The organism is Paenibacillus sp. MCAF9, from assembly GCF_052114265.1.
GTDB lineage: Bacteria > Bacillota > Bacilli > Paenibacillales > Paenibacillaceae > Pristimantibacillus.
This window is the reverse complement of sequence record NZ_JBFREL010000011.1, coordinates 120,436-133,840: the sequence shown is the minus strand read 5'-3', so window position 1 is coordinate 133,840 and position 13,405 is coordinate 120,436. Positions and strand designations below refer to the sequence as shown.

Here is a 13,405-nt window from a genome sequence, read left to right as displayed (position 1 = left end):
CGTTTACCTCCTTACTTTTTTTGCTCAAGCTATAAAGAAGACGATGCCTTCGATCATTTTGTAACACCTATCGCTCAACAATATTTTACCAAACAAATGTCATATTTATCGATAAGCCCAAGACGTAACGGTTATACGAAAATAAAACTGGACTAATTAAAAAACGCCTCCACGTTTGACGGGAGACGGAATATCCATCAGGCTTCCTTATTATGTTCCATATACAGCTGTACAAATCTCGGTGCCGCAACAGGAGGGCTATAAATATATCCTTGAGCAGCATCGCAGTGGTGGTCGTTAATAATCCGCAGCTCTTCCTCTGTCTCTACTCCTTCAGTCACAACCTTTAAATTTAAATTGTGAGCGATGACGACGACCGATTTAAATATCATTTGTTTCTTATAATCGTTTACGATGCCGCTTATAAAGGATTTGTCGATCTTCAACGTGTGCAGCGGAATATTTTGCAAGTAGCTGAGCGACGAATACCCCGTTCCAAAATCATCAAGCGACAGCTTGACGCCAAGCTGCTGAAGCTCATGCAGTATGTTAAGCGTGTGAGCCGCATTATCCATAAAAATCGACTCTGTAATTTCCAGCTCAATTTGATGAGGCCGAATCCCTGCATCCGAAATGATTCTTTCAATCGTATGGACGATTTGTTTCTGCTGGAATTGGATCATCGACATATTTACACTGATTGAGATCTGCTGCAGCCCCATGCGCTCCCATTCTTTAATTTGCTGGCAGGCAGTAAACAGCACCCATTCACCAAGCGAAATAATAAAGCCGGTTTTCTCTGCAATCGGGATGAAATCAAGCGGTGACACCATGCCAAGCTCCGGGTGATTCCATCTAATTAATGCTTCCGCCCCATATATAGAGCCAGTAGCTAAATCAACCTTGGGCTGGTAATAAAGCATAAATTGGCCCAGCTCCAGCGCTTTGGACATGCTGCTCTCAAGAATAAGCTCCTTCTTCGTTACATCATTAATTGTAGGAGAATAGAGTTTGCAAGTATTTCGCTCTTTCTTCGCCACATACATCGCAATATCCGCTTCCTTCACCAGCTGGTCTGCAGTCGCAGGCGTCCATTCATGATGAATGCTCATTCCAATGCTTGCTGTAATATAAAACATCCGATCCTCAAGCCCTATTGGCTGTGAAATAGCCGACAAAACTTCCTCTGCTTTATGCATCGCTGCATGGAGAAAAGTAACTTGCTCTAGCAGCACGATATACTCGTCCCCCCCGAAGCGGAATACTTTCCCCGAACTGCCGACGGTAATCATAATTCGATGCGCCATTTTCTGGAGCAATTGGTCACTCATCTTATGATCAAGCATATCGTTTATCATTTTGAACCGATCAAGGTCAATGAAAAGCAAAGCAATATGGCCCTGCATACTGCTCTGCTCAGCTGATACCCCTTCCATATAGCGATGATAAGCATAACGATTAGGAAGTCCTGTCATTAAATCATGTGTCGATTGGTATTCAATTAGATTCTCCGCTTCCTTGCGCTGGACGAGCATATGATTAAAATGGTTAGCCATATATTCAAACTCATCATTCGTATGAATGGTTAACTGCTGTTCTTCTCCTCCAATTGCGACAGCCGATGTTGCTTGTATTACTTTATAAATATTAACTAAGATGATTTTCCTAACAAGCAGCACCATGGCAATCGCCATTAAAAACAACGCAATACCTGTGATCAGCATCGATTCCCAAAGGCTTTTGTAGTAATTAGTCAGCATGTTCTTTTTTGGAATGATCGTTTCAATATGCCATAGCACATTGTGAACAAGAATCGGATGAAGCAATCGCAGTACGGTCTCCTTGTCTTTTGAGTCTCTTGTGTAGGCAATCCTTGAGTCCGTCCCTTTCATCGCCTCAAGCTCAGCCTTATTAGACCATAACCGATACGGTGTGTTTACAAGCTCAGGGTACTTGCCGTTAGCCAAATATTGGTTATCCGTCGTAATAATCGTGGAGTATCCTCCTAGCGGCCGGAAAGCTTCAATCTGTTTCTGCATCGATTCAAGTGAAATATCTGCTCCTACTATACCTAAAAACTCATTTTGCTCATTCAATAGAGGCAGCACAAGCGATATCATCATTATTGATTTGCCATCAACATCATAGGAATATGGCTCTATGAGTGAAAAGGATTTCGTAAGTTTAGGCGTTTGATAGAAGCTCCCTTTCTCTTTATCCTCATAATTTTCAATCGCCAGCAGTTGTATGGACTGGTCCTTGCGAACGACATAGGGAATAAAGCGCCCCGTAGCATCGTCATAGCTGTTTTTATTTTTGTAAAAAACATCTTTCCCGTCATAGGCATTAGGCTCCCATAACGTATAAACGCCTAATAGATCAGGATGCTTGATAAGCATTTGCCTCAATAGCTCGACTATGTATTCACGATTTTGCATCTGGTTTTTGCCCATTTGAGTCATGGTTACTTCAAGCGTTTCCAGCATCATCATCGTTTGATCCATCGTTTTAGTGAAAGGATTTATGTAGGCCATGGATTCCGTCTGTGCAAGAAGCTCGCTTTCGCGCAGGTTGGAATGATAAAGCTTGATGAGGTGAGCGGTTACCAATAGACCAAATGAAAGAATAACTAGCAGGCCTATGGAAAATATTAATTTTTGAGCGATGCTTAGTCTAATCTTTCTCATCCGATCTATCAGCCCCTTGTTGTCGGAGAAAGCAAAAAACGACGTAAAATGTCAAATTATGATACGGTTCTAGTATACTTGACATTTTGACCCAAACACAATGATAAAAATAGGATAATAACACTATATAATTCGACAAAAAACCACTTTTTTTCTTTATTTTCCGAAACAACAAGGGTCTATCGCATCTATTCATATTTGTATGATATCTAGTAAAAAAGTCCAACACTTTTAATTTAAATCCATGATTTCCTGACGAAAAAAAGCCCCCTCTGTCTATGGCAGAGGAGGCAATGGGATAGCTGGCTTACACTTGATTTTGTTTGTTCTTCTCTTTAACATCGTTATCCTCATTGCTGCGGTCATGATCCTCTAAGCGATGGGGACGTTTGCCTTTACCGCCATGCAGCTTATAAAGCTCTTCGCGCAGCTGCTCCGACGTCTTGCCTTCTGTCTTAATGCCGTGCTCCTTCGCAATCTCACGCAAATGCTCCAGCCGCTTCGCTTGATGCTCAGCTTTAAAAGCTTCCCATTTATCTTTATTGGCAAGCTTCGCAGCCTCGACTTCCTTCTTCAGCTGGTCCACTGACTTGCCATCGGCTTTAATACCAAAATAGGTCGCTATTTCCTTCAGCTTCTCCAGACGGTAAGCCTCAAAATCTTTGCGGGTCATTTTGCCTTTGTAATGCTTATGCTCTTTGTCCATATCAGACTCTTTAGGGTGCAGAACCACTAGCGAAGCATCCGGCAAAGCCGTAACCGACTTCGCTGCCCATACGGGAGCGACTGAAAACAGTACAAGCAGCGCCACCATAGGAATAAACCATTTTCTAATCATTTGTTGCCACACCTTTCTATTACATTCGTGTTGCAGAGACAATGGTCATGCCTCGTCAGCATTATTTTGCCCAAGCAATCACTGGAATAGACATGATAATGGCAATTTTCGACATATCCCTACAGCAAGTTGATTATCCCTGCGTCTCTATGTTCAAGTGCTGCTCAAGCAGTTCCAGCTCATTTTGCAGCCATTCTTTGGAAAAATGCTCTCCGATAAATACCGCAACATCGTTTACATGTCCTTGCGGCTCGATTCTCATAAAATCAGATTCCTTATACGCATATTGGAACAGGAACCTGCTAGGCGCATCCGTGAACGTCACAATCCCTTTTGCGCGGTAAATGTTAGCTGGAAGCTTTTGCAGCAGAGATTCAAAGGCTTCACTGCTCACTGGGCCGCGCCAATAATGCGTCACAACCATAACATGGTCATGCGAATGATGATGGCTGCTGTGGTTCTGGCTGCTAAGGTCATCATCATGGGAGTGAACGCCATCGCCGTGGTCATAAGTGCAGCCAGCTACTGAGCATTCTTGGCTGTCATGGCTATGACCATGCGCGGCTGATGCGCGCTCTTGTATGTCTAACGCTTCATCACTAGCATGCACAGGTGCTTGGAGATCCGTATTTCCAGCTGTTTCAAGCCAGCTCCAATCGTCAATTGCGCAGCGCACCGTTGCTATAATTTGAGCATGGGCATTTAATTCCCGCAGCTGCTGCTGCGCTTCAACTAGCTGATCCGGCTCCAGCTTGTCCGCCTTATTCAACAGCAAAATCGTAGCACATTTTATTTGCTCCAGCATCAGCTTGAACGTGCGACCCTTCCCGTCGCGGCTCCGCGCGAGCAGCTCAGGGCCATCAACAATCGTGATAACACTGCGTAGATCGATTTCCTTATACATCGCTGCCTCGGTTATCCCATCCAACGTCTCCATCGGATTGGCAGCACCAGTCGATTCAATGAAGATGACATCAGGCTTATGCTCGTCAATGAGCATGCTGATCTCCATCCCCAAATCGCCCCGCATCGTGCAGCAGATACAGCCGCTTAGCATCTCAGCCATCGGCACTTCATCCCCTACAAGCTGACCATCAAGGTTAATATCGCCCAGCTCGTTCATAATGACCGCCGGCTTCAATCCCTGCGCGGTGTAATAATCCAACAATCTTCTCAGCAGCGTCGTCTTCCCGCTTCCAAGAAAACCAGACAATAAATGAACCGGTATGTGTTTCTCTCTATTCGTCATTGTAAGTTCTCCTGTATGGACAAATTTTTAAACGCATATGAATATTTCTATTATATCGTAATTGTTACGTTCATTCATCTTTTCATAAGCAGGGCTCCAATTTAGCAAAAAAGAGGTATCCTAAAATCAATAAGCGCACATATGCGCTTACAGACCACAAACCTTGCCGTTTGGCACGCTGTAAGAACATATGCGTGCTTATTGCATCATTTCCCGCCTCGATCCTACGCCTCAGCAGCTCAATAAGCGCATATATGCGCTTACAGACCACAAACCTTGCCGTTTCGCACGCTGTAAGAACATATGCGTGCTTATTGCATCATTTCCCGCCTCGATCCTACGCCTCAGCAGCTCAATAAGCGCACATATGCGCTTACAGACCACAAACCTTGCCGTTTCGCACGCGCTTACAGACAACAGACCTTGCCGTTTCACACGCTGTAAGAACATATGCGTACTTATTGCATCATTTCCCGCCTCGATCCTACGCCTCAGCAGCTCAATAAGCGCATATCTGTGCTTACAGACTACAAACCTAGCCTTTACTCTCGCTGTAAGAACTTATGCGTGCTTATTGCTTCACTTCCCGCCTCAACCCTACGCCAAAATTCGCCAGCCCGTCTTTTGCTAAAGAGTGCATCAACAGACAAAAAATAAAAAAATGGCGTCACAGAAATTAATCTCTGTGACCCCATCTCGCTGTGACCCCATCTTTTCAATATTGTTATCGAACTATCTCTACTGCGAATTTATCTATTTTGAGACAAACTCTACATTGAACTACTTTTTGAAGTTCTACTATTAAATTCACTTATGCCGCTTAATTAGTAGGTACCATCTTCAGAAGACGAACGATCAACACAACGGCTTCTTCTCTAGTAGCATTGGCTTTAGGCTCGAATTTTTGTCCACTCTTACCGTTAATAATCCCAGCGTTAGCTAGTGCGTTAATTTGATCTTCTGCCCAATTCGCAGTGATATCCTGGAATTTCGCTTCTGTACTCAAAAGGGAAATATCCAGCAGCCTTGCTAATAGTGCTGCAATTTCAGCTCTTGTAATTTCACGATTGGGATCGAAGCTGCCATCTGCATATCCTGTCATAATGCCGTTTTCCATTAAGGCCCTAATTGCTTTCTCCGCAAAGTGACCCTTAGCATCCGTCAGCTCTTGCGTTCCTTTAGCTGTGAATCCAAGTGCATTTACGAGCATTTGAGCAAACTCACCGCGTGTTACTTTCGCTTCACCACGGAATTTATCGCCTGCATACCCTTTTACAATCCCAGCCCGTGCAGCGAAATCAATGTCAGCAAAACTCCAAGAAGTTGATTTTACATCTTTAAAGGCTGTTGGAGCTGCTGCTTCAGCCTTTGCTTTCATTTCAGCTACAAATGCTTTATCCACTTTGTCGTTGTAAACAGGTTTGTTGACAACAGGCGTTGGCGTTGGTGCTATCGGTGTTGGTGTTGGTACTGTCGGTACACTCGGTCCTGTTGGCGCTGTTGGCGTCGGTGTTGGTACAACTGGCGCTGCATTCACTGTTACAGTATAAGCGGTCTTCGTCGTTGTATCCTGCGCTGTAACAATGACCTTGTTGCCCGTTACCAATGTGTCAGCTTCTTTTATTCCATCCGCCTCATAGACAACAAACGTGGCATGCTCTGCTGGAGTGATCGCATCAATAAACTCGGCTAACGTTGTTCCATATGGAATGTTCGTTATTGTTTCATCAGTTGTACCGCCAGTGCTTACGCTTCCTATTGTCGAGGACAACGTTGACACCGTGCTTTTTGGCTTAATGTCCGCTATACCTACCGTCAATATTTGTACTGCAGATGCAGGATTTTCTGATGTTGCTGCTGTACGAACGGAGATCGTGTCTCCTGCTTGTACGCTAATATTATCAACAAAAGCAGCTGCAGCTGTTACTGCAACATAATTCCCATTATTGTGTTTGTACTCCATAACATCCGTAACGGCATTTAAACGCGTGGTGTCAGCGTTTGTTCCTGGCGATAAATTCCCCGTTGGCGGTGCAGCTTGCATCGTTACAGTATATACGGTATACCTTGAATTATCCTGCGCTGTAACGACGACCTTGATGCCTGTCTCTAAAGTTTCTGCCTCATTCTCGCCGTCCGCCTCATAAACTTCAAATGTAGCATAAGCTGCTGGCGTGATAGCTGCCTTAAATGCGGCTAACGTTGTTCCATATGGAATGTTCGTTATTGTTTCATCTTCAGTTCCACCTGTGCTTACTGTTCCTATTGTCGAAGTCAATGTGGATACCGTGCTTTTTTGCTTAATATCCGCTAATCCAACCGTCAATATTTGTACTGCAGATGCAGGATTTTCTGATGTTGCTGCTGTACGAACGGAGATCGTGTCTCCTGCTTGTACATTAATGTTATCTACAGAGGTCTGACCCGTTGCAATGGCTGCAAAATTAGTTGCCGTCACAAAATCAATATCATTTCCGCTATTGTATTTGTACTCCATCTTATCTGTCACCCCATTCAAACGCGTTGTTCCAACGTTTGTTCCTGGTGACAAATTCCCTGCTGGCGGCGCTGCTTGCATCGTTACGATGTATGTGGTCTTCGTCGTTGTATCCTGCGCTGTAACAATGACCTTGTTGCCCGTTACCAATGTGTCAGCTTCTTTTATTCCGTCCGCCTCATAGACAACAAACGTGGCATGCTCTGCTGGAGTGATCGCATCAATAAACTCAACTAACGTTGTTCCGTAAGGAATATTCGTTATCGTTTCATCTGCTGTTCCGTCAGTGCTTACATCTCCCAGTGTCGAGGTCAACGTTGAGACTGTGCTTTTAGGCTTAATGTCCGCTGAACTAACCGTCAACACTTGTACAACAGATGCAAGGTTTTCTGATGTTGCTGCTGTACGAACGGAGATCGTGTCTCCTGCTTGTACGCTTATGTTATCAACAGAAGTTGTACCCGTTGCAACCGCAACGTAATTCTCGCTATTGCGTTTGTACTCCATCTTATCTGTTACGCCATTCAAACGCGTCGTTTCTGCGTTTGTTCCTTGAGACAAATTCCCTGTTGGTGCTCCTGCTTGCACCGTTACGGTGTAGATGGTCTTCGTTGTTCTATCTTGCGCTGTTACGATGACTTTATTGCCTGTCTCTAATGAATTCGCTTGGTTTATTCCATTCGCCTCATAGACTTCAAACGTCGCATCGGTTGCTGGTGTAATTGCTTCCTTAAACTCAGCTAACGTTGTTCCATATGGAATGTTCGTTATCTTTTCATTTGCTGTTGTGCCAGTACTTACTGTTCCTATTGTCGAGGTCAGCGTGGATACCGTGCTTCTTGGCTTAATGTCCGCTAGACCTACCGTCAATACTTGTGCAGAAGATGCCGGTTTATCCGATGTTGCTTTTGTACGGAGAGACAGCACATCTCCCACTTGTACGCTTAGATTGTCAATAAAACCAGAACCCGCTGCAATCGCCATATAAAGCCCATTATTTAGTTTGAGCTCCATTTCATCGGTAACACCGTCCAAACGTGTGGTGTCAACGTTTATTCCTGGTGATAATTTCCCCGTAGTTGGTGCTTCTGCTGCTCCTATTATTGTGTAGCTCTGAATCATAACTTCTTTATATGCCATCCCTTTAACTGCAATTGCTTTAATCGTCATATCTTCCGTCACTACAATAGGTGAGCTGTATCGTGTACTGCTCAGCGTCGGCACATCGCCGTTCGTCGTATAATAAATGGATGCGCCTATTGTCCCACTGCTAAGCTCCACCTCTGTCTTCCAATCAACTGCCCCTTCTTCTACATCCGCTGTAGGAGTTTCTGCCAAGAAAACTTGCAGTTGAGGATAGTTCCCCTCTGTTATAAACCACTCTGAGTTAAAGTCCCAATTCGTGAATGTGGATTCTGTTTTCATCTCAGCAGTTGACCGAGGTGCTCCTTTTCCTGAATTATCATATTGTTTTGAAATCTCTCTATCATAGAAGCTATCAACGTCTACGCTAGCGTCTGCACCTCCATAAGTACCGCCCACTAACCCCCCGCTAGGATAGGCAGTTGCGACAAAACCTGCAGCAAAACTGTTTGTAATCGAACCTCTATATTCAAGCCCTACTAAACCGCCTAACTGAGAAGTGCCTGAAACATTGGTTATGGAATAGCTATTGAGGATTTTTGCTTCTTCTTTGTACCCTACTAGACCGCCTACATAATGTGTCCCTTTAACGTCGCCTGTAACATAACTGTTCGACACTGCTGATGAAGAGCCCCTTAAACCGCCCACTAAACCACCAGTAAACATTCCACCTATAATATCCACATTTTCTAACCCTATATTTTTTATAAAAGAACCTGCAGCCACTTGTCCGAAGAAACCGACAAAATTTTCGTTGCTATTCGTTCTCAGTCCCGTAATCACATAACCATCACCATCGAAGGTGCCGTAAAAGTTACCGAAGGGCTTCCAAAACTGTCCATCATTGTACCCTCCTTCACCTTCAGAAAGATAATCCGTTAAATCGATATTACTGCCGAGCTTGAAATTTTTGGAATAATAATTTCGCACGCTATCTAACTGCTCAGGTGTCGTAACGATATAAGGATCATCAACAGATCCAGTTCCGCCACTAAAGCCTGGCGCCGCAAATACCTGTGAAGCATTCGTCAAAGGCCCAAATAATGAAATCATTAATGCGAAACACATGACTCGTATAAGAATACTTTTTACCTTTTTCCCAACTAGTATTGATCCTTGTGCCATACGAATAGTTCACTCCCAAATCATGAATAAGATATAGTTGCATACGGGCTTTAGCATAAATGCTAGGCTTTTAAAAAAACACCAACTAAAGTTAGTTTTGCGCAAATAAAGTCGAAAAAGCCAGTATCCACGCGCATTTTGGCGTCGACTAGCAGTCAATTTATCCCATATAAGCAATAACCCCAAACGAATGGCGCCGTACTTTTTTTGAAGCTCCATTAGATATTCACGATCATCTGCATCTGCTAAATATAGTGATAGAAGTGATAGAATCAGAAAAAAACGGTATCCTCCCCAGCGGGATGATACCGTTTTTTTTTGTTTACTATCCTCTAACTAACCTTTAACTGCTCCAGCTGTCATCCCTTTCATGACCTGCTCCTGAAACGCCAGATAAGCAATGATCGTTGGAATAACAGCAAGTGCCATCGCTGCCATCGTAAGCTTATAGTCTGTGGAGTAACCTGTTGCAAATATGGATAAACTGAGCGGCAGCGTCTTTAAGCCAGGGTCACTAATAAAGACGAGCGCGAAGGAGAAATCATTCCAATATCTCAAGAAGGCTAGGATACCAACTGTCGCTAGAGCCGGAAGGGACAAAGGAAGCATCATACGAAGGAAAATTCCCCAGTAGCCAGACCCGTCAATCATCGCAGCCTCTTCAATTTCTTTCGGAAAGGTATTCATATAAGCCACACAGACAAAGATGGCAATCGGCATCTCGAACGCTGTATAAGGCAAAATCAATGCCGCATAAGTGTTCAAAATATCGATCTTGTTCATTAATATGAACAGTGGAACGAGTGTGCTGTGAATAGGGATGAGCATGCCGAGCATAAAAATGCCCATTACGAGCAGCTTGCCTCTAAACTGAAAGCGTGATATCACATACGCGCTTAATGCACCCATTACAAGTGTAATGACAAGCGCAGTTAAAGTAACAATGGCCGAGTTCATGAACGCAGTGCCCATATCTGCAACTTCCCAAGCACGAGTGAAGTTGCTCCAATTCCAAATGTCCGGCAGGCCGAACGGGCGCGAGTAAAATTCCTCATTTGTTTTAAAAGCGCTAATAAACAGCCAAATGAGCGGATATAGCGTGACTAAGGCGTATACGGTAAGACCAATGGATTGCAAGCTTCCTCTCAGCTTGCGCAGCCCTGTTCCTAAACTTGCGGAGGAGGCTGAGTGTGAAGCGCTAATTGATGGCGTAGTCATACTGTGGGTCCCCCTCCATTATTTTTTTGATTTCATTAAATATTGGCTTCCCGCTACGAGAACCAAGCTGATGATGATGATCATGGTGGATACTGCACTGCCATAACCGAAGCGATAGATCGAAAATGTATTATTGTACATGTACGATGCCAGCAGCTCCGTCGAATTCGCCGGTCCGCCGCCTGTCATAACATAAATAAGATCGAATGCTTTAAGGCTGCCGGATATACAGAGCACAACGGCTACTTTAATCGTATCCCAAATCATCGGAAGCTTGATCGAGAACAGCTTGCGAGAGCCTTTTGCGCCGTCAATCTGAGCGGCATCATCAATCTCACTCGGAATATTTTGCAAAGCGGCAATAAACATGATGAGATATGGACCAACATTCAGCCAAATGATTGGAACCATGATGGCATACATCGATATCGATGGGTCAGACAACCACTGCTGTTTCCAACTGCTTAATCCCAAGGTGTCGAGCAAAAAGTTCAGTACACCAATTTGCGGATGATAAATGTATCCCCAGATGATACCGACTACAACGGAAGAAAGCACCATTGGCATAAAGATGGAAGCTCGGATAAACTTTTGGAACCAGCCGTTTTTGAGCAGTACTAAGGACAAGACCAATGCAATCGGCACCTGACCGAAAACAGACGCAGCAACAATGAGCAGATTGTTTTTGAACGAATGCCAGAACAACCGGTCTTGAATAACCTCTTTATAGTTGTCCAGTCCAATAAACCGCATCTCACCAATGCCTTTCCAATCAAAAAAGCCATAATAAGATGACCATAGTATCGGTACGATAACAAAAAAGATGAAAAGCGCAAGCGCCGGAAGAAGTCCGATAGCGATAAAGCCTCTGATGCGTAAAGATGATGACATAATCGTCCCTCCTAAAGGTTTGCGCAGCAAACCTACTTCGTAAGCATAAGCTAAGGTTTGCGCAGCAAACCTACTTCGTAAGCATAAGCCAAGGTTTGCGCAGCAAACCTACTTCGTAAGCATAAGCTAAGGTTTGCGCAGCAAACCTACTTCGTAAGCAAAGCCAAGGTTTGCGCAGCAAGCCTGCTTCGTAATGCTAGTAAGAGCACGGGGATTTCCTGACAGCTTCGGCATGCGATCCTATTCGCAGCTTCCAGTTGTGCTTGCTGTAAAGGACTTCAGCTTGCCGATCTTCATGCAATCAGGAATCCCTGTACTCAATAACCTAACTACCGAGCAGCTATGTTACTTTCCTAGCGCTTTCGCTTGCGCCTCTTGGATTTTTTTCGCGATGTCTTCCGGTTTGCCACCCATCAACAGCTCCTGTAGTCCATTGTTCACGGCTTCAGCTCCTGCAGAAGTCAGCTTGCCATCATACACCGGCGTCATCTTCACACTGTTCACAAGCTCATATACTTCGCTAAAGATTGGAGAAACTTTGCTCTTATCCAGCTCTACTTTGTAGCTGACAAGCTGATTGCTCTCAAGCGTACGTTTTTGCGCTTCTGGTCCTGACATCGCATAGATGAGTTCAAATGCTGCATCCTTTTTCGGACCAATCGCATCCTTGCCTAGACCCATGCCGACACCAACGACGCCAGATAGAGAATTAGGATCGCCTTTTCCACCTGGAATGGATGGAAGAACCGTTGCGCCCATCGCTTTAAGTGCATCTTCTGAAGCGTTGGAAGCTAGATTCGACAATGCCCAGCCGCCGTCAATCATCATCGCAGCTTTGCCTTGCGCGAACATTTGCTCCATTTGCGTGTTGTCGATTGCGTTAAATCCGTCTTGGAATGCACCTGCTGTACCTAGCTGCTGCATGTAAGTTAATGCCTGTACAAATTCAGGGTCCGTAAATGCCGCACCATCTTGGCTTGCTGCTTTCAAGAACCACTCCGTACCTGTTACGCGGTCAGCCAATGAGCTGAAAATACTGGATTGTGCGAGCCATGCCGCTTTATTGCCTAGAGCGATTGGCGTAATATTTTTGCCTTTCAGCACGCTAATTGCATTCAACAGCTCATCCCATGTTTTTGGGACAGTAAGGCCGTTTTCTTCAAGAATCGTTTTGTTGTAGTATAGAATCGATGTTGGAGACAAGCCCATCGGTGCGCTATAGATGTTGCCATCAACCGTGAAAGCATCGAAGGAATTAGGCATGAAACCTTCTTTCCATTCTTGGTGGCTGTCAATCAGCTCATTAACCGGCTGAATAAGTTTGCCTGCTGAAAATTCCTGTGTCATAGAGCCATTGGATAAAATGAATACATCCGGCATTTCATCTGCCGCAGCGACCGTTTTTAGACGCGTCTTGTAACCGTCTGGCGGGATCGCTTGAATATCGAGCGTAATGTTCGGATGATCGGTCTGGAACTGCTGAATAATCGAACGCATCGTTTGCGCTCTAAGATCGTCACCGGTAAAGTTATGCCATAGGCTTAGCTTCACTTTCTCAGCTGCCGGCTCACTGCCGTCCTCATTTTTTTTGCCGTTATTGTTTGTTCCGCCGCACGCTGCCAAGATAGAAATCATTAGAGTGACCATAATTGCAATTGTTAGTGTCTTCTTCATGTCATGTTTCCTCCTTGATATTTGTCTTACCTCCGAGTATAGGGAATCATAGGCGACATGGGCAGGGGACAGAACTCAGGAGT

General features: G+C 44.5%; 7 protein-coding genes. All 7 read right to left on the bottom strand.

The features are described 5' to 3' along the window. Window positions 1–197: 197 nt before the first annotated feature. The 7 genes from AB4Z45_RS18755 to AB4Z45_RS18725 all read right to left on the bottom strand — a co-directional run bounded on the left by AB4Z45_RS18755 (window position 198) and on the right by AB4Z45_RS18725 (window position 13,322). On the bottom strand, window positions 198–2,687 hold the full coding sequence (locus AB4Z45_RS18755; RefSeq protein ID WP_441910788.1) for an EAL domain-containing protein: 2,490 nt from the start codon (window positions 2,685–2,687) through the stop codon (window positions 198–200). Between the two features lie 307 nt (window positions 2,688–2,994). Continuing rightward, a complete protein-coding gene (locus AB4Z45_RS18750; protein ID WP_441910786.1) occupies window positions 2,995–3,525 on the bottom strand; it encodes a hypothetical protein in 531 nt (176 codons plus the stop codon). Window positions 3,526–3,658: 133 nt separating this feature from the next. Further along, window positions 3,659–4,774: a CobW family GTP-binding protein gene (locus AB4Z45_RS18745; RefSeq protein WP_441910784.1), complete on the bottom strand. Its 1,116-nt coding sequence runs from the start codon at window positions 4,772–4,774 to the stop codon at window positions 3,659–3,661. 820 nt (window positions 4,775–5,594) lie between these two features. Beyond that, complete coding sequence (locus AB4Z45_RS18740; RefSeq protein WP_441910783.1) at window positions 5,595–9,539, bottom strand: S-layer homology domain-containing protein; 3,945 nt, start codon at window positions 9,537–9,539, stop codon at window positions 5,595–5,597. Window positions 9,540–9,875: 336 nt separating this feature from the next. Beyond that, window positions 9,876–10,757, bottom strand: coding sequence for a carbohydrate ABC transporter permease (locus tag AB4Z45_RS18735; protein ID WP_083682329.1), 882 nt, complete (start codon window positions 10,755–10,757; stop codon window positions 9,876–9,878). An 18-nt stretch (window positions 10,758–10,775) separates the two neighbouring features. Beyond that, entirely contained in the window at window positions 10,776–11,648 is an 873-nt protein-coding gene (locus AB4Z45_RS18730) for a carbohydrate ABC transporter permease (protein WP_076269757.1), read from the bottom strand. A 345-nt stretch (window positions 11,649–11,993) separates the two neighbouring features. After that, window positions 11,994–13,322 carry an extracellular solute-binding protein gene (locus tag AB4Z45_RS18725; RefSeq protein ID WP_339207380.1) on the bottom strand — a complete coding sequence of 443 codons (1,329 nt, stop codon included), beginning with the start codon at window positions 13,320–13,322 and terminating at the stop codon, window positions 11,994–11,996. Between the last annotated feature and the right edge of the window lie 83 nt (window positions 13,323–13,405).

Coding starts and splice junctions, on each gene's coding strand:
- AB4Z45_RS18755 (WP_441910788.1), bottom strand. CDS start 2,687: ATGAGAAAGATTAGACTAAGCATCGCTCAAAAATTAATATTTTCCATA.
- AB4Z45_RS18750 (WP_441910786.1), bottom strand. CDS start 3,525: ATGATTAGAAAATGGTTTATTCCTATGGTGGCGCTGCTTGTACTGTTT.
- AB4Z45_RS18745 (WP_441910784.1), bottom strand. CDS start 4,774: ATGACGAATAGAGAGAAACACATACCGGTTCATTTATTGTCTGGTTTT.
- AB4Z45_RS18740 (WP_441910783.1), bottom strand. CDS start 9,539: ATGGCACAAGGATCAATACTAGTTGGGAAAAAGGTAAAAAGTATTCTT.
- AB4Z45_RS18735 (WP_083682329.1), bottom strand. CDS start 10,757: ATGACTACGCCATCAATTAGCGCTTCACACTCAGCCTCCTCCGCAAGT.
- AB4Z45_RS18730 (WP_076269757.1), bottom strand. CDS start 11,648: ATGTCATCATCTTTACGCATCAGAGGCTTTATCGCTATCGGACTTCTT.
- AB4Z45_RS18725 (WP_339207380.1), bottom strand. CDS start 13,322: ATGAAGAAGACACTAACAATTGCAATTATGGTCACTCTAATGATTTCT.